Genomic DNA, 15,884 nt, shown 5'->3' on the forward strand with positions numbered 1-15,884 from the left:
AAAAGTGTTGATCATAGCGACTTTCGTATGGTTCGTTCTTTTATTCTCTCAGATTTAACTATCGCCTTTTCTAACAACGCTTTCTCTTGTACCAAGATTGTACGTAAAGGCGCATCAAAATAGATTTTTAGAAAATAAAGAATATCTTTTTTGCTTAGACCAATATTAGAAGATGAAAAATACAGTCCAATCAGATCCTTATCTCTCCAGCGTTTTGGAACGTGTGAACGGATCTGAGAACGATGTAAATCGATAACCGACAGCTTTAGCTGGCTCTCTTCACCGTTGAACGGCAAATGAAGTAAGAAATGGCAAATATAGCAATCCCGATGATTCACGCCACCACGATGCATTTTTCTAACCATCGTCGCAAGTCGTTTTATCAACATACGCTTGATACCGAAATCAGGCGGGTTTAGTGCCCAATCGGCACAATAGTCTTCCAAACTGATTGTTGGAGCCAAATCCTCAGTAATGATGAAAGATTTGCGCGTCAGTGGATTGATCCCTGTTTGACCAAACCCAACCCCAGTCATGGTATCAACATCTAACTGGTATAAACGGTGAATCGCTTTCCATTCACGATCGGCACCTAATACGGGAATGCGGAAGGAGATTAAATTTTTTAAGACTTCTTTTAGCGTTGTGCCATAGTGGATCTTAATAAAATATGATTTATCTGCTAGAGAGAAACGCAATGTACGACGAGTCTCTAAAGCCCGAAATACCTCCCCCTGAAGCTTTTCGACTTCAACAAAAGGATCTTTCCCTTTCCACAAGGTGGTTAAGGGCTCTTTTAACTCAATCATTTTTGCCACCTAAAATGAGATCGGCAGCCCTTTCTGGCAGACTGTACAGATCTTCACTATCTGCATATTTTTTAGCGTGTTCAGACCATGTTGCTCTAAGTTGCTTATTGCCTAATCCACGAGCTAAGGCTCCATTTAAAGCATTTTGTTCAAACGGTTCAGAAATAACGACTCCGCATTCAGCGCTTGCAACATGATGTGCATAACCACAGGTTTCTGTGGTTATTACTGGGAGCCCAGCCGCAATCGCTTCAATTAAAACAATGCCTGCCGACTCCTGATACGCTGGATGCATGAGTATATCTGCCGCAGCCATTAGCTCGGGAATATCATCGCGGCCAGAATAGAATGCCACCTGAGATGCGATACCCAGTTTCTCTGCCAACGCCTGATAGCGTTTCGGCTTATCTTGTCCAACAACGATAAGCTTGGTCTTTGCTTTAATTTCCGCTGGCAAGGCTGAAACGGCACGTAACGTTCTATCAACCCCTTTACGTTTGAAATCAGACCCAACTTGCAAAATCAAAAGCTCATCTTGCTCTGTATGATTTCTCTGCCGAAAATCTTCGCGAGCATTAGCTGGCCGATAATCGTATTTTCTATCTAAAGAAATCCCAGGGGGCACAATGTGAAAACGCTCAGGTTTCGTCTGATAGTGTTTTTTAAAATCAGCGATTTGTTTACCCGTTAACATCAACAATTCAGCGCGACTATCATTGGAAAATACCGCACGCTCAAACTCTGCATAATGCTTGTAACGCGACGTAAGGCGATATAAAAAGCCTTTTTCCTGCTCTACTTTTTCTGCATAGCACACGTCAGCTGCATAGTAATAATCTAGGCCAGGCATCTTATTGAAGCCCACGATGACATCAGCAGGATTACGCTGAAGCTCTTGGCTTACCCAGTCACTGTATTCTTTATTACGCCCATGATTCGTGTGTGCGCTGGTTGGCACCTGTATATACTCAAACTGCTCAGGCCGTTCCCCTTCCCATGACATCGCATAAACACGGATATGATGCCCACGAGCCTGACAGGCCAAAGCAATACGTAAAAAATCACGCTGCAATCCGCCATAGGGAAAATATTTATATAAACAAAACGCAATATTCATAATGAGCCATTCCTAGACATGGATTCATTGGAGCTACTTTTCAGTAGTTTTTCTGTAGCCTCAATGACTTCACTTGCTGGAATACACGATAAGTATTTATGGTGACGATCGAGATCTTCACGTTTAGGCATAGGCTGATAATCGCCAGCCCAAAACATAATAAAGTTATCGCTCCATGGCCGCCAAAATCGATGATCGGTTGCACCAAATAAGCAAATGATCGGCGTTTTTAGCGCTGCAGAAATATGCATCGGCGCAGAATCAACACCGATGAATAATGCCGCATGATCGATCAAAGCCGCGAGCTCAGGAAACGAAGTTTTGCCCGCCAATTCAGTGACTGGCTTATTCTGGCAGTGATTTTTAATTTTACTAACGCAAGTTATATCTCCAGCGCTAGGCCCAGAAGTCAGCACAACTCGATACCCGCGTGCCTCTAATGAGTCAATCACCGCAGAAAATTTCTCTTCATCCCAACATTTAAACACCTGACGTGCGGTTGGTTGAATGACCACATACCGATGGCTATCGACGCCAAGCTCAGAAAGTTTATTTTGGATATTATTCCAATGCTCTGGTTGATAGCCCATCGTGGTTTCGGTCACCACTTTTTTCAAACCGAGGGGAGCGAGCGTGGAAAGATTACGCTCAACAATATGTGACCCCTGCGGAGGAACAGACTCGCGAAAACAGCTTGTCCATAAAACAGAACGACGATGTTGAAACTGGAGGGAAATTTTATTTTTTGTCTGTAAGCATCGCACCAAAAAGGCAACAGGCCATTGATCAGTGAGATTAACGACTAAATCATAGTGATTTTTTCTTAATACGCCTATCGTAGTAAAAACGTTCTTCAATCTTTCGAGCGTCGGCGTCTTTCTGTTTTTGATTCCGTAAAGCGCGTTAATTTCAGGATTCTCTGAAAGAATTGGCATAGTGTCTTCATATAATAAGACATCAATCTGGGCATCTGGATAGTTTTGCTTCAGGGTGCTAATGACAGGTGTCGTCAACAGCATATCGCCGTGAAACCTGAGTTTGATGACTAGTATTCTTTTATATTGTTTATCCACTTGCCGCTCTTACCTATCCGGTTATAAGACACTGTATACGCAATTTTGGGTTTAGGGCTACTCGATCAGACATGCTACCGCCCTTGGCTCTACAGCAACCAATTCACTGATAAAATATTCTGCGTTTATAATTTTCTATTATACCACTAGTTACCGTAGTAGCCGAATCCATTATTTCAGATGTGATTTAAATTACCTCATAAAATCATAAAGATAGGTGAAACTTAAATCGTAAAGAAAAACAGACTCCTCTGAAATTTTATCGATTGCGTTGAAACTCTCAATTAATAATATAACGTTCTAAAAAACCACATTATTAACAATGAGTTGAAGTGGATTTATCAGTTTTTCAGGTAGTTGCAGTCCAAAAATGATGGCTTTGCCCTACTTAAATACTTAGAATCCCAACCAAGTTTCCCTACCATGCAAACCTCTTATGCTTCAAACGCTTTACACCATACTGCTTTACCTAATCCAGCCACTCATTTGGATCAGATTATGGATGCGTGGTCGTAAGGCTCCAGCCTATAGAAAACGTTGGGCGGAGCGCTATGGCTTCTGCTCAAACAAAATGCTCTCAGGCGGGATCATGTTGCATTCGGTCTCGGTCGGAGAAACACTCGCCGCGATCCCTTTAGTTCGAGCATTGCGTCATCGTTACCCAACTCTGCCGATCACGGTCACAACCATGACCCCTACAGGCTCAGAGCGTGTACAGTCGGCGTTTGGTAAAGATGTGCAGCATGTTTACCTACCCTACGACCTACCCGGCTCCATCAATCGTTTTCTGGATCGCGTCAATCCTAAACTCGTTTTGATTATGGAAACCGAGCTATGGCCGAACCTTATTACAGCACTCAACAAGCGCCAAATCCCGCTGGTTATTGCTAATGCACGTTTATCAGCACGTTCAGCCAAAGGCTATGCCAAACTGGGCGGTTTTATACGCGACATCCTGCGCCGTATTACCTTAATCGCCGCTCAGAATCAGGAAGACGGTGAGCGTTTTATCTCTTTAGGTTTGAAACCCTCGCAGTTAGCGGTTACGGGAAGTTTAAAGTTTGATATCTCAGTGACCCCACAACTGGCCGCCAAAGCAGTCACACTACGCCGCCAGTGGGCACCGCATCGCCAGGTATGGATCGCAACTAGCACGCATGAAGGCGAGGAAGATATTTTAATTGAGGCTCATAAACAGCTTTTAAAGCATTTCCCAGAGCTATTACTCATTCTGGTTCCTCGCCATCCTGAACGTTTTAACGATGCGATAGAACTCACCCAACAGGCCGGCCTATCCTATATAACGCGCTCATCGGGTGAAATTCCGTCGACAAAAACACAGGTCGTGATCGGGGATACTATGGGCGAATTGATGTTACTTTACGGGATCGCCGATCTCGCTTTTGTTGGCGGAAGCCTTGTGGAACGCGGTGGTCATAATCCTCTGGAACCTGCTGCGCATGCTATTCCCGTGCTAATGGGGCCGCACACCATCAACTTTAAAGATATATGTGCAAGACTAGAACAAGCCGATGGTTTAATTACCGTGACAGATGCCGCGTCTTTAGTAAAAGAAGTGACCACGCTGCTCACCGATGAAGATTATCGTAATTACTATGGTCGCCACGCCGTTGAGGTGCTTTATCAAAACCAAGGCGCATTGCAGAAGCTGTTACACTTGCTTGAACCCTATCTTCCCGTCAAGACACATTGAGAAGCAAAACCATGGAAAAGCGCGCCATCTACCCCGGCACTTTCGATCCCATGACCAATGGCCACCTGGATTTAGTCACTCGTGCAGCCAGCATGTTTGATCATGTTATCTTAGCGATCGCAGCCAGCCCGAGCAAAAAGCCTATGTTTACTCTGGAAGAGCGAGTGGCCTTAGCAACACAAGTAACGGCTCATCTTCCTAACGTTGAAGTCTTAGGTTTTAGTGAGCTGATGGCACATTTCGCTCAGCACCAGAATGCCCATATTCTGGTACGTGGTTTAAGAGCAGTATCTGATTTCGAATATGAGATGCAGCTCGCAAACATGAACCGCCACTTGATGCCTACGCTTGAAAGCGTCTTTTTGATGCCATCAAAAGAATGGTCGTTTATCTCATCATCGCTTGTCAAAGAAGTCGCTCGTCATGGCGGAGATATCGCGCCATTTGTGCCCGAGCAGATTGCTCAGGCATTAGGTGAAAAACTCGCATAACGGTTATTTCTGGCAGCGAGGGCAAAAGAACGTCGTACGCTGCCCATGTTTTCCACTCAATATTTTCTCGCCACATACCCTGCAGGCTTCTCCAGCGCGGCCATAAACTTGTAGTTCCTGCGCAAAATACCCAGGTTTTCCATCTGACTGCAAAAAGTCTTTTAGCGTTGTACCACCCTGCTCAATAGAACGCAGCAGCACCGCCTTGATCGTCGCGACTAATACTTCGGCATCTGCTTGAGTCAAATCGCCGGCGGGTCTATCGGGGCTGATACGCGCAGTAAATAATGATTCACTGGCGTAGATGTTCCCTACGCCGACAACCACTTTATTATCCATTAGCCACGCCTTCACGGCGGTTTTCTTACTACGCGACTTACGGAACAGATAATCACCGTTAAACTCATCGCTGAGCGGCTCAGGGCCGAGATGGGCAAGGACATTGGATGAATCTAAATCCTTGCACCAAAGCCATGCGCCAAAACGGCGTGGGTCGGTATAGCGCAGCATCATACCGCTCGATAGAATCATATCGACGTGGTCATGCTTTTGGGGAGGCTCATCTGCGGGCAGGATACGTACGCTACCAGACATACCGAGATGAACAATAATCCATCCATCGGCTAGTTCAATCAGCAAATACTTAGCACGACGCTGCACGCTAAGCACAGGCTTATCACTTAATCGAAGTAACTCATCAGAAACCGGCCAACGAAGCTTAGGTTGGCGCACCACAAGATGTTCAATTGAATTACCGACTAAATAGGGCTCAATCCCTCGACGGCTAGTTTCGACTTCTGGTAGTTCTGGCATTTCATTCCCCAGCGTTAAAGACAGTTTGCCATCTTACAATGGCGACTATCACCATGTGGGGGTGTTTTAGAATAAAAAAAACCCAGCCGAAGCTGGGTTTTCTTAAATCCACTAAAATTATTTAATTTTAGCTTCTTTGTAGATCACATGCTGACGTACAACCGGATCAAACTTTTTCAGTTCAAGTTTTTCTGGTTTGGTACGTTTGTTCTTGGTAGTGGTGTAGAAGTGACCAGTACCAGCAGACGAAACCAGCTTGATCTTCTCGCGAATACCTTTAGCCATGATTCAGTTCCTTAATACTTCTCACCGCGGGCGCGAATTTCGGCCAAGACCGTTTCGATACCCTTTTTATCAATAACACGCATACCTTTAGCAGATACACGCAGAGTTACAAAGCGCTTCTCGCCTTCAACCCAAAAGCGGTGTGAATGCAGGTTAGGCAGAAAACGGCGTTTGGTTGCGTTCATCGCGTGGGAACGGTTATTACCGGCCACCGGACGCTTGCCAGTAACTTGGCAGACTCGGGACATGTCTATTCTCCAAAAATCAAATCAGCTCGAGCTTCGTATAGGAAGTAGCCGCCTCGTCAGGCTTTAGAGCCCATCTCAGCAAACTTCACCGAGGAGACTCTGAGTCAGGTCGAAACCTGCTGAGATAGGCTCTTAACGCTACAACCAAGATTCTCAAAGGTGGCGTAGTATACGCTCTGAAGCGTAAGTGCTCAAGACCCGAACAGCAAAGATCCCAAAAGGATCGTGAAAAAAATGACTAAAGCCACCCTCTTTCGGCAAAAGACACGCTTTGGCCATGACCGATCACCATATGATCAAGCACACGGATGTCCAATAACGCGCAAGCTTTCACCACCCTTTCCGTGAGCACACGATCGGCTGCACTAGGCTCTGCTATTCCGGACGGATGATTATGTGCGAGGATTAACGCTACGGCATTAACCTTTAGCGCGCCACGCACAATTTCACGTGGATATACATCCACACAGTTTATAGTACCCGAAAACATCTCCTCAGAGCGAATTACGCGATGCTGGTTGTCCAAAAATAATACAAAGAAGGCCTCGCGTTCGTATCCAGAGAACACATTTTGCAAATATAGCGCCGTTAACTCTGGCCGAGTGATTACACTTTGTTCAGTTAGCTGTCGATGTAAAAAGCGTTTCGACAACTCCATCACGGCCTGAAGCTGGGCATATCTCGATATTCCCAAGCCGGGTTTTGTACAAAAAATGTCATAATCGGCCTGCATCAACGCATAAATTGAACCAAACTCTCGTATAAGTTGTGATGAAAGCGCCATCACATTGGTTCCTTTAATGCCTGTACGTAAAAATATCGCCAGCAACTCCTGATCCGATAGTGATTCTTTCCCTAACGATAATAATTTCTCTCTCGGTGCCAACGCTGAGGGCCAATAAGGCATTTCTACGACTTCATCCATCAACAAAAAATTCCTGTAACCCGCCTTGCCTCATCTTCGCAAATTCAAAAATAGCGTCGAGTACACGTTCTCATTGCTGCGAAACAGTGCGCAAAAAACGATCGCAACGACTGCAACACATGTCATCTTCTCCGCTTATGGTAAAATCACGTCAATTTCTGCCTCGACTGGGACAACAACCATGACTGCACTGACAGGCAAACGTATCGTATTAGGTATCAGCGGGGGCATCGCTGCGTATAAATGCCCAGAAATCGTGCGTCGACTTCGTGAGCGAGGTGCAGAAGTGCGCGTCGTGATGACCAAAGGCGCGGAGGCCTTCATCACGCCGCTGACCCTACAAGCGGTTTCAGGTTATCCCGTTTCGGATGATTTACTGGATCCTGCGGCAGAGGCTTCTATGGGGCATATCGAGCTTGGCAAGTGGGCCGACCTCGTCGTTCTTGCCCCCGCAACGGCTGATCTCATCGCTCGTATTGCCGCAGGCATGGCTAACGACCTTCTAAGCACCGTCTGCTTAGCCACTGCGGCCCCTATTGCGGTGGCTCCCGCGATGAACCAGCAGATGTATCGTGCAGCTGCCACCCAAGAGAACCTAAACACGTTAGAGCGACGAGGGCTTCTTTTATGGGGGCCAGACAGCGGTAGCCAAGCCTGTGGCGATGTTGGCCCGGGTCGGATGCTCGACCCTATGGTTCTTGTTGGGATGATTCAGGAACATTTTGCACAACAACAAGATCTTACCCAATACAGCTTCCTGATTAGCGCTGGGCCAACGCGGGAAGCCTTAGATCCCGTTCGCTTCATCACCAACCATAGTTCAGGAAAAATGGGGTTCTCCATTGCAGCAGCGGCGGCAAAACGTGGAGCAAAAGTGACCCTAGTCAGCGGTCCTGTTAATCAGAAAACACCTGCCGGCGTTGCTCGGATCGACGTAGAAAGTGCGTTAGAGATGAAAAATGCCGTGCTAACACAGGTTCCTGCACATCAGATTTTCATTTCCTGCGCTGCGGTGGCAGACTATCGCGCCGAACAAATTTGCGACGAGAAAATAAAAAAACAGGGCGACGAAATCACACTTAAGCTGGTGAAAAATCCAGATATTGTCGCTAGTGTTGCAGCACTAAAAGAGCATCGCCCCTATGTAGTAGGATTTGCTGCCGAAACCCAGAATGTGGAAGAATACGCGAAGCAAAAGCTTGCACGTAAGAATCTGGATATGATTTGTGCAAACGATGTTTCCCAAGCAGGGCAAGGGTTTAACACCGATACCAATGCCTTACACCTATTTTGGCCACAGGGCGATAAGCCGTTGCCACTCAGCAATAAGTCCTTGTTGGGCCACTATTTAATTGACGAGATTGTCAGCCATTATGAAGAAAAAAATAGACGTTAAAATTTTAGATCCGCGCATCGGTGAACAATTCCCACTCCCGACGTATGCAACGCCGGGTTCGGCGGGTCTAGATCTACGCGCTTGTTTGGATGAAGCCGTCATTTTGGCTCCAGGCGAAACGACTCTGCTGCCAACGGGCCTAGCCATTCACATCGAAGACCCGAGCTTGGCCGCTATCATCCTGCCTCGCTCTGGTCTAGGCCATAAGCACGGGATTGTATTGGGTAATCTGGTCGGCTTGATAGATTCTGATTATCAAGGTCAGTTGATGGTTTCTGTTTGGAACCGTGGCCAAACTACCTTTACTATTGAGCCGGGTGAGCGTGTTGCCCAAATGGTTCTAGTGCCGGTTGTACAGGCAGACTTCAATCTGGTGGAATCTTTCGAAGATAGTGAGCGCGGTGCCGGTGGTTTTGGCCATTCAGGTCGCCAATAAGCCGCTCACAACGCTATAAAAAAACCAAAAAGCCACCGTCTCATGGTGGCTAACTGTTTGGTGTGTCCGTTATCACCGCTTAGCAAGGATCTTGTCTGGCATGGCAGAAAAAGAAAATACGAAAAGGAACCGTCGCGAGGAAATTTTGCAGGCTCTGGCGCAAATGTTGGAGTCCAGCGATGGTAGCCAACGCATTACCACAGCAAAGCTTGCCGCGAACGTGGGTGTTTCAGAAGCTGCACTTTATCGCCATTTTCCAAGTAAAACGCGGATGTTCGATAGTCTTATCGAGTTTATCGAAGATAGCTTAATCACCCGCATTAATCTTATCCTGCAGGATGAAAAGGAAACCTTTAATAGGCTTCGTCTTATTCTGCTTTTGATTCTAGGATTTGCGGAGAGAAATCCAGGGCTAACACGTATCATGACCGGCCACGCGCTGATGTTTGAACAAGATCGCCTTCAGGGGCGCATCAATCAGTTATTTGAACGCATTGAAGCGCAAATCCGACAAGTCTTGAAAGAGAGAAAGATACGCGAAGGTCAAGGCTTTGCTCACGATGAAACGCTGCTAGCAGGACAACTTCTGGCGTTCTGCGAAGGTATGCTGTCGCGTTTTGTACGCTCAGAATTCCGCTATCGTCCAACTCAGGAGTTTGATCTACGTTGGCCATTGCTTGCGAGCCAGCTTCAGTAACAAAGGCACATTAAACAAACGGCCACACTAAGTGGCCGTTTTTATTTGGTACATCATTTGCCTGTTAAACGCCGTATTCTTCGCGATAGGCCTTCACCGATGCCAACGATTTAGCCATATCAGGCTGCTCTTCCAAATAACTGATTAAATCTTTCAGCGTGATAATAGAAATCACCTTACAGCCATAGTCACGCTCAACTTCTTGAATGGCCGAAATTTCCGCACGGCCGCGCTCTTGACGATCGAGAGAAATCAATACGCCTGCCAGTTGAGCATTATGGGCCTGAATAATCTCCATAGATTCGCGAATCGCCGTACCCGCCGTAATAACATCATCGACTAGCATCACTTTGCCAACTAGCGGACTACCGACAAGTGTCCCGCCCTCACCGTGAGATTTCGCTTCTTTACGGTTAAAGCAGTAGGGCAAATCACGATCGTGATGCTCTGCAAGCGCAACCGCCGTAGTTGTCGCAATAGGGATACCTTTGTAAGCAGGGCCAAACAGTAAATCGAATTCAATTCCGCTATCGACTAAGGCTTCCGCATAAAAACGCCCCAACAAGGCCAGATCGCGACCGGTATTAAACAGACCAGCGTTAAAAAAATATGGACTGGTACGGCCTGATTTCAGCGTAAACTCGCCAAACTTCAATACCTGTTTGCTTAACGCGAACTCAATAAACTGGCGCTGATAGGCTTTCATGCATGCATCTCCTACATTGTCGGTAATTAAATGATTCACTTAGTGGTACTGGTTTTTTTCATGCCGAACTGCGGGCAAAAAAAAGGCGACTAACAAGTCGCCTAAAACAATTAATTTTCTAGCGCCGCTTTCTGCGCCTGAATAATTTTATCTATCCCACCTCTGGCTAAAGCCAGAAGCTGTAAAAGCTCTTCATGACTAAATGGTTCGCCTTCTGCGGTCCCCTGCACTTCAATCATGCGACCATCTTCCAGCATCACAACGTTCATGTCTGTTTCTGCTGCAGAGTCTTCAACATATTCCAGATCGCATACGGCTTGACCATCAACGATGCCTACGGATACCGCTGCCACCATACCTTTCATTGGGTTGGCTTTCAGTTTACCCGCAGCAACTAAAGCGTTCAGCGCATCAGCCAACGCAACGCAAGCACCGGTAATGGATGCGGTACGAGTGCCTCCATCAGCCTGAATCACGTCGCAGTCTAGCGTAATCGTGAATTCACCCAGTTTTTTCAAATCAACAGCGGCACGCAGAGAACGCGCAATCAGACGCTGGATCTCCATTGTACGTCCGCCCTGCTTGCCCTTAGCCGCCTCGCGAGCCATACGGCTATGGGTGGAACGTGGCAACATGCCATATTCTGCCGTGACCCAGCCCTGTCCCTGACCTTTTAGAAAGCGCGGAACTCCTTCCTCAACGGTGGCGTTACATAGCACTTTTGTTTCACCAAACTCGACCAGAACAGACCCTTCAGCATGTTTAGTGTAATGACGGGTCAGTTTTAATGGACGGATTTGTTCGGCAGTTCGGCCTTCTGGACGCATACGCTTGTCTCCGGCTAGCAATCAGATTTATTTCAATGTGGCTGCGCATTATACCCAAATTAATCCGAGTTGCAGCAAGCCTACCACCGAAAGGGGTCCGTTAACTCATCGTTGACCAATGTAGACGTTCGTGAGCTTATGCCTATCATGGCAGACGGTGCGGGGCTATAATCCTGACATCATTCATTTTTACAGGTACGCAAAATGATCCGTAGCATGACCGCTTACGCCCGCCGTGAAATTAAAGGCAACTGGGGCAGCGCAGCTTGGGAGCTTCGCTCCGTTAACCAGCGCTATCTTGAGACCTATATTCGCCTGCCGGAGCAGTTCCGCAGCCTTGAGCCGGTGGTGCGTGAAAGACTGCGTACGCGTTTAACTCGCGGGAAAATCGAATGTAACTTACGCTTTGAACTTGACCCAAGCGCACAGAGTTCCATGATCTTGAACGAAAAACTAGCAAAACAGCTGGTTGAAGCCGCAAACTGGGTCAAAATGCAAAGCGATGAAGGTGAGATTAATCCACTAGAAGTATTACGTTGGCCTGGTGTGATGTCTGCCGCAGAGCAAGATTTAGACGTTATCAGCACCGAACTGATGGCTGCTTTAGAACTGGCTATCGATGATTTTATCGACGCGCGCGAACGTGAAGGTAACGCACTAAAAGCAATGATCGAGCAACGCTTAGAAGGTGTTTCTGCCGAAGTTGCCAAAGTTCGCCAGCAGATGCCTGAAATTCTGCAATGGCAGCGTGAGCGTCTGGTCAGCAAGCTGGAAGAAGCTCAAGTTCAGTTGGAAAACAACCGTCTGGAACAAGAACTGGTTCTGATGGCACAACGCGTCGACGTTGCTGAAGAGCTTGATCGTCTGGAAGCACACGTCAAAGAAACCTATGTGATTCTGAAGAAGAAAGAAGCCGTCGGTCGTCGCCTCGACTTTATGATGCAGGAATTCAACCGCGAATCTAACACCTTAGCGTCTAAGTCTATCAACGCAGACGTAACCGCATCCGCTATCGAGCTCAAAGTGCTGATCGAACAGATGCGCGAACAAATCCAGAACATCGAATAATGAACTGCCGATGTTAAACACCCAAAGCCCAGCTTATCTGCTGGGCTTTGGGTTATGGACAAAAACGTCTATGGGCGAAATCCATCAGACCACAGACTGTTCTTCCTCACGATTACTGCGATAAATCAGCACCAGCGCCAGAGCTAAACAGATTAAGGCAGCCATTCGGCTCATAGAAAACCCGATTGCCTGATTACCAAACCATCCAAAGGTATCGATCATCATCCCCATGGAAAGTTGCCCGCAAATCACAGCCACCGTCGCGGTTGCTACTCCAACCTTAGGCACTGATGCAACCATCACCAGCATATAAAACATCCCGAAAAGGGCACCCGCCAATTGCCATTTCGGCACTGTTAGCAATGTTTGCGTATGGGCGGGCTCAAAAAAGAAAATCAACAACCCACTCAGTACGGCACCCACGATGAAAGTTAGCTGGCTGCTACGTATTACACCCACACTTTCCCCTAGGCGCCCATTGATTGCTGCCTGCATACTTAAAACCGCGCCAGCAATGACCACCAGCGCAAGCATCACAATATGGCTAAACATAAATTACGCCCCCTCTGCGATTAAAACTAAAGCAGCAACTATCAACGCTAACGCGAACAGGCGCTGTATGCCGACTCTTTTACGCGGGATGCCAAACCAACCAAAATGGTCAATCAACAAGCTTTTAGCTACCTGTCCAGAAAGAATCGCAATCATCGTCATCGCAACGCCAATGATCGGTGTGGCTAGCGTTAGCATAATGACGTAGACCGGCCCAAGCAGTCCGCCGATCAATTGCCAACGAGGTAATGTACTGAATGGTCGATGCTCGCTTGGTTCCCCAGTTAATAACGATAGGAGGAATAGCAGAGCGGCACCAACACCGAAGATGCTCAATGTTGCCCATAAATGCCCCACTTCCTCTCCCAACGGCCCGAGCAATCCCGCCTCAGCGGAAAGCCCCATTCCAGCCATAATGACCAATGGAATATAGCCCGCACGTTTAATAGAGCCTGGTTCACATAGTCCCGACGCAGTCATCTCTCACCTCTCACCTCATATCACTAAAACGTTCAGCGCAAAACGCTGTTTCTGATAGCGAGCATTATCAATAGTTACCTTCTTTCGAAAAACAGCATGAGTTGCTAAACAGTTTTGCGTATTACGCATAGCATGAAGTCGCTTGGCTCCATTCCTGCCAAGCTCTAGGGTGATAAGACAAATAAAGTAAACCTGCCACCAGATCGGAAGACAATAATCAGGAGTTATCAATGAAAATCGCTTTTCTTGGATTAGGTTCAATGGGGCAACCCATGGTACAAAACCTGCTAAAAGCTGGATATGAAGTCAAAGTGTGGAACCGCAGCGCTGCTGCAGTAGAACCTCTTGTTGCGAACGGGGCATCATCGTGTAAAAACCCTGCAGATATCGCCGAATGCGAAATGGTGATATCCATGTTGGCCGATGACCACATTACCCATGATGTGATGGTGGCTCAGGGGGCACTGAGCGCCCTTGATAAAAATGCGGTGTACATCAATATGGCTACGGTATCTAACGATCTAACGCGCGAAATGACAGCCTACTGTGCTGAGCGAGGGCTTCACTATATTGCTGCCCCCGTGCTAGGACGCGTAGATGTTGCCGCTGCAGGCAATCTCAATATCTTGGCTGCCGGTGAACCAGAGCAGCTAGCGCGAGCGCAACCGCTGTTTGACGTGTTAGGCCAAAAAACATGGCACTTTGGCGATAACCCCGAACAGGCAAGCACAGTGAAACTTGCCGCAAACTTTATGTTAGCCACCGTCATTGAATCGGTGGGCGAATCCGCAGCGCTAGTTAAAGCTCATGGTATTGAGCCTAAAAACTTTATTGATATGCTCACCAGCACGCTATTTTCAGCCCCGGTATACAAAAATTATGGCGGAATGATCGCAGAAGAACGCTATACCCCCGCAGGCTTCAAACTCACTCTTGGTTTAAAAGATGTTCGCTTAGCGCAACAGGCTGCTGAGGAGAAAAACGTACCTATGCCTTTTGCTAGCGTATTGCGCGACAACTTTATTGATGCCATTGCACAAGGTGATGGAAACCTTGACTGGTCCGCGCTAGCTAATGTGTCCGCACGTCGCAGCGGTTTAAAATAACCATCCTCGACGCCCCTCTTCCAAGTGAAGAGGGGAAAGCACCACCGGTGAGCAACTAGAATAATTGAAGACCAAAACGCGCCATAGATAAAATCCTTTACGGAATAAGCAAGTATGCAAGCGTTCAACGAATTAAGTATCAAATCGCTGCGGCTTTTTGTCGCAGTCATCGACTACGGCAGTTTTTCTGCTGTTGCACGTAATGAAGGCATTGCACCATCTTCTATTTCGCGCCAAATGCAGCAGATGGAACAGGCACTTAACCAGCAATTGCTCTATCGTCATACCCGTGCAGTAACCGTAACAGAAAGTGGCCGGCTGCTGGCAACATACGCACGTCGCGTGCTTGAACAACTGGAAGAAGCTGAACAGGCATTACAAGAAAAGAAGCTTGAACCCGCGGGACTAGTTCGTATCAACGCGCCAGTGGTGTTTGGCCGATTACATATTGCGCCATATATTCCTGAACTCTGTCATAAACATCCAAAACTTTGCGTCGAACTTGTGCAAACGGATAATTTTATCGATCCCATGCAGGATGCGTCCGATCTCCTGTTTCGCATTGGGATTTTGTCGGACTCCAATCTGCAAGGCAGAGTTCTCGCTCAGCAAAACTATCGCATCGCGGCAAGCCCTGAATATCTTCGTCGCTTTGGTGTCCCCTCTTCGCCAGAAGAGCTAGAACACCACAACTGTCTGGTATTTAAAGGCTTCGCTGGCGCACAGAGATGGTTTTTCCAATGTAAAAACCAATGGGTTCCATACAACCTACACGGTTCTCTGACTGGAAATAATGCCGATTCGCTGTTAGATGCCGCCATCCAAGGGCTCGGGATTGTCGTGTTCCCAACATGGCTGCTAGGTGACGCCCTGAAGGATGGCCGCCTTGTCAGCCTGATGGAGAAATATCCCGTATCTACCCGACTAGAGCCACAACAGCTAGCGGCGCTTTATCCCCAAAGCCGACGTCTGCCCCTCAAAGTACGCGTTGTCATTGATTTCTTTGTGCAGAAGTTTGGCACACCTGCATATTGGGATAACATTTAGCTTTCAGGTTATAAATTCTAATCAATCATTAAATATGAAAATGAAATAATACTTACTTATTCAGCAATAAATACATTTTTTAGAATACTTAAAT

The 15,884-nt window shown here is 47.1% G+C and carries 19 protein-coding genes; 8 read left to right on the top strand and 11 right to left on the bottom strand.

Going from position 1 to position 15,884, the window contains the following annotated elements; translation table 11 throughout:
- Window positions 1–11 precede the first annotated feature (11 nt).
- The 3 genes from rfaP to rfaQ are packed head-to-tail and all read right to left on the bottom strand — an operon-like array spanning window position 12 to window position 2,999.
- Window positions 12–809 carry a lipopolysaccharide core heptose(I) kinase RfaP gene (gene rfaP / locus M988_RS20350; protein ID WP_061059363.1) on the bottom strand — a complete coding sequence of 266 codons (798 nt, stop codon included), beginning with the start codon at window positions 807–809 and terminating at the stop codon, window positions 12–14.
- A complete protein-coding gene (locus tag M988_RS20355) occupies window positions 802–1,926 on the bottom strand; it encodes a glycosyltransferase family 4 protein (protein ID WP_064575515.1) in 1,125 nt (374 codons plus the stop codon). Before M988_RS20355 ends, rfaP begins: the two co-directional genes overlap by 8 nt.
- Window positions 1,923–2,999, bottom strand: a complete 1,077-nt coding sequence (rfaQ, locus tag M988_RS20360) for a lipopolysaccharide core heptosyltransferase RfaQ (RefSeq protein ID WP_074388469.1) — start codon at window positions 2,997–2,999, stop codon at window positions 1,923–1,925. Before rfaQ ends, M988_RS20355 begins: the two co-directional genes overlap by 4 nt.
- A gap of 436 nt (window positions 3,000–3,435) precedes the next feature.
- On the opposite strand from rfaQ, the gene waaA reads away from it, so the two are divergent.
- Together waaA and coaD are read left to right on the top strand one after the other, a co-directional pair.
- Window positions 3,436–4,713, top strand: coding sequence for a lipid IV(A) 3-deoxy-D-manno-octulosonic acid transferase (gene waaA / locus M988_RS20365; protein WP_008815767.1), 1,278 nt, complete (start codon window positions 3,436–3,438; stop codon window positions 4,711–4,713).
- A gap of 11 nt (window positions 4,714–4,724) precedes the next feature.
- Entirely contained in the window at window positions 4,725–5,204 is a 480-nt protein-coding gene (gene coaD / locus M988_RS20370) for a pantetheine-phosphate adenylyltransferase (protein WP_008815766.1), read from the top strand.
- A gap of 3 nt (window positions 5,205–5,207) precedes the next feature.
- On the opposite strand, the gene mutM is transcribed toward coaD, so the two are convergent.
- The 4 genes from mutM to radC form a co-directional block, all read right to left on the bottom strand.
- Window positions 5,208–6,017: a bifunctional DNA-formamidopyrimidine glycosylase/DNA-(apurinic or apyrimidinic site) lyase gene (mutM, locus tag M988_RS20375; RefSeq protein ID WP_004094113.1), complete on the bottom strand. Its 810-nt coding sequence runs from the start codon at window positions 6,015–6,017 to the stop codon at window positions 5,208–5,210.
- A 117-nt stretch (window positions 6,018–6,134) separates the two neighbouring features.
- Complete coding sequence (rpmG, locus tag M988_RS20380; protein WP_001051798.1) at window positions 6,135–6,302, bottom strand: 50S ribosomal protein L33; 168 nt, start codon at window positions 6,300–6,302, stop codon at window positions 6,135–6,137.
- Between the two features lie 11 nt (window positions 6,303–6,313).
- On the bottom strand, window positions 6,314–6,550 hold the full coding sequence (gene rpmB / locus M988_RS20385) for a 50S ribosomal protein L28 (RefSeq protein WP_008815765.1): 237 nt from the start codon (window positions 6,548–6,550) through the stop codon (window positions 6,314–6,316).
- A gap of 238 nt (window positions 6,551–6,788) precedes the next feature.
- Complete coding sequence (gene radC / locus M988_RS20390) at window positions 6,789–7,457, bottom strand: RadC family protein (protein ID WP_371272902.1); 669 nt, start codon at window positions 7,455–7,457, stop codon at window positions 6,789–6,791.
- Between the two features lie 199 nt (window positions 7,458–7,656).
- Here radC and coaBC point away from each other — a divergent pair, with 199 nt between their 5' ends.
- The 3 genes from coaBC to slmA all read left to right on the top strand — a co-directional run bounded on the left by coaBC (window position 7,657) and on the right by slmA (window position 10,004).
- A complete protein-coding gene (gene coaBC, locus M988_RS20395) occupies window positions 7,657–8,871 on the top strand; it encodes a bifunctional phosphopantothenoylcysteine decarboxylase/phosphopantothenate--cysteine ligase CoaBC (RefSeq protein ID WP_008815763.1) in 1,215 nt (404 codons plus the stop codon).
- Window positions 8,849–9,307: a dUTP diphosphatase gene (gene dut / locus M988_RS20400; RefSeq protein ID WP_004094096.1), complete on the top strand. Its 459-nt coding sequence runs from the start codon at window positions 8,849–8,851 to the stop codon at window positions 9,305–9,307. The genes coaBC and dut overlap by 23 nt, the downstream gene beginning before the upstream one ends.
- A 100-nt stretch (window positions 9,308–9,407) precedes the next feature.
- Window positions 9,408–10,004, top strand: a complete 597-nt coding sequence (slmA, locus tag M988_RS20405) for a nucleoid occlusion factor SlmA (protein WP_004094094.1) — start codon at window positions 9,408–9,410, stop codon at window positions 10,002–10,004.
- A 64-nt stretch (window positions 10,005–10,068) separates the two neighbouring features.
- Here slmA and pyrE read toward each other — a convergent pair whose 3' ends face one another.
- Window positions 10,069–10,710 (bottom strand): orotate phosphoribosyltransferase, encoded by a 642-nt coding sequence (gene pyrE, locus M988_RS20410; protein ID WP_008815762.1) that lies wholly within the window; start codon window positions 10,708–10,710, stop codon window positions 10,069–10,071.
- Between the two features lie 110 nt (window positions 10,711–10,820).
- Entirely contained in the window at window positions 10,821–11,537 is a 717-nt protein-coding gene (rph, locus tag M988_RS20415) for a ribonuclease PH (RefSeq protein ID WP_004094090.1), read from the bottom strand.
- Between the two features lie 204 nt (window positions 11,538–11,741).
- Here rph and M988_RS20420 point away from each other — a divergent pair, with 204 nt between their 5' ends.
- Window positions 11,742–12,605 carry a YicC/YloC family endoribonuclease gene (locus M988_RS20420; RefSeq protein WP_004094088.1) on the top strand — a complete coding sequence of 288 codons (864 nt, stop codon included), beginning with the start codon at window positions 11,742–11,744 and terminating at the stop codon, window positions 12,603–12,605.
- Window positions 12,606–12,689: 84 nt separating this feature from the next.
- Here M988_RS20420 and M988_RS20425 read toward each other — a convergent pair whose 3' ends face one another.
- Together M988_RS20425 and M988_RS20430 are read right to left on the bottom strand one after the other, a co-directional pair.
- A complete protein-coding gene (locus M988_RS20425) occupies window positions 12,690–13,157 on the bottom strand; it encodes a DMT family transporter (RefSeq protein WP_064575519.1) in 468 nt (155 codons plus the stop codon).
- Between the two features lie 3 nt (window positions 13,158–13,160).
- Entirely contained in the window at window positions 13,161–13,637 is a 477-nt protein-coding gene (locus tag M988_RS20430) for a DMT family transporter (protein ID WP_064575520.1), read from the bottom strand.
- Between the two features lie 230 nt (window positions 13,638–13,867).
- On the opposite strand from M988_RS20430, the gene M988_RS20435 reads away from it, so the two are divergent.
- Both M988_RS20435 and M988_RS20440 read left to right on the top strand, forming a co-directional pair.
- Window positions 13,868–14,743: an NAD(P)-dependent oxidoreductase gene (locus M988_RS20435; RefSeq protein ID WP_064575522.1), complete on the top strand. Its 876-nt coding sequence runs from the start codon at window positions 13,868–13,870 to the stop codon at window positions 14,741–14,743.
- Between the two features lie 114 nt (window positions 14,744–14,857).
- On the top strand, window positions 14,858–15,790 hold the full coding sequence (locus tag M988_RS20440; RefSeq protein WP_064575524.1) for a LysR family transcriptional regulator: 933 nt from the start codon (window positions 14,858–14,860) through the stop codon (window positions 15,788–15,790).
- The last annotated feature ends 94 nt before the right edge of the window (window positions 15,791–15,884 follow it).

Source organism: Hafnia paralvei ATCC 29927, assembly GCF_001655005.1.
Taxonomy (GTDB): Bacteria; Pseudomonadota; Gammaproteobacteria; order Enterobacterales; family Enterobacteriaceae; genus Hafnia; species Hafnia paralvei.

Excerpts from the sequence above, each read along its gene's own strand:
- rfaP (WP_061059363.1), bottom strand. The coding sequence starts at position 809 with ATGATTGAGTTAAAAGAGCCCTTAACCACCTTGTGGAAAGGGAAAGAT.
- M988_RS20355 (WP_064575515.1), bottom strand. The coding sequence starts at position 1,926 with ATGAATATTGCGTTTTGTTTATATAAATATTTTCCCTATGGCGGATTG.
- waaA (WP_008815767.1), top strand. The coding sequence starts at position 3,436 with ATGCTTCAAACGCTTTACACCATACTGCTTTACCTAATCCAGCCACTC.
- coaD (WP_008815766.1), top strand. The coding sequence starts at position 4,725 with ATGGAAAAGCGCGCCATCTACCCCGGCACTTTCGATCCCATGACCAAT.
- mutM (WP_004094113.1), bottom strand. The coding sequence starts at position 6,017 with ATGCCAGAACTACCAGAAGTCGAAACTAGCCGTCGAGGGATTGAGCCC.
- rpmG (WP_001051798.1), bottom strand. The coding sequence starts at position 6,302 with ATGGCTAAAGGTATTCGCGAGAAGATCAAGCTGGTTTCGTCTGCTGGT.
- rpmB (WP_008815765.1), bottom strand. The coding sequence starts at position 6,550 with ATGTCCCGAGTCTGCCAAGTTACTGGCAAGCGTCCGGTGGCCGGTAAT.
- radC (WP_371272902.1), bottom strand. The coding sequence starts at position 7,457 with ATGCCTTATTGGCCCTCAGCGTTGGCACCGAGAGAGAAATTATTATCG.
- coaBC (WP_008815763.1), top strand. The coding sequence starts at position 7,657 with ATGACTGCACTGACAGGCAAACGTATCGTATTAGGTATCAGCGGGGGC.
- dut (WP_004094096.1), top strand. The coding sequence starts at position 8,849 with ATGAAGAAAAAAATAGACGTTAAAATTTTAGATCCGCGCATCGGTGAA.
- slmA (WP_004094094.1), top strand. The coding sequence starts at position 9,408 with ATGGCAGAAAAAGAAAATACGAAAAGGAACCGTCGCGAGGAAATTTTG.
- pyrE (WP_008815762.1), bottom strand. The coding sequence starts at position 10,710 with ATGAAAGCCTATCAGCGCCAGTTTATTGAGTTCGCGTTAAGCAAACAG.
- rph (WP_004094090.1), bottom strand. The coding sequence starts at position 11,537 with ATGCGTCCAGAAGGCCGAACTGCCGAACAAATCCGTCCATTAAAACTG.
- M988_RS20420 (WP_004094088.1), top strand. The coding sequence starts at position 11,742 with ATGATCCGTAGCATGACCGCTTACGCCCGCCGTGAAATTAAAGGCAAC.
- M988_RS20425 (WP_064575519.1), bottom strand. The coding sequence starts at position 13,157 with ATGTTTAGCCATATTGTGATGCTTGCGCTGGTGGTCATTGCTGGCGCG.
- M988_RS20430 (WP_064575520.1), bottom strand. The coding sequence starts at position 13,637 with ATGACTGCGTCGGGACTATGTGAACCAGGCTCTATTAAACGTGCGGGC.
- M988_RS20435 (WP_064575522.1), top strand. The coding sequence starts at position 13,868 with ATGAAAATCGCTTTTCTTGGATTAGGTTCAATGGGGCAACCCATGGTA.
- M988_RS20440 (WP_064575524.1), top strand. The coding sequence starts at position 14,858 with ATGCAAGCGTTCAACGAATTAAGTATCAAATCGCTGCGGCTTTTTGTC.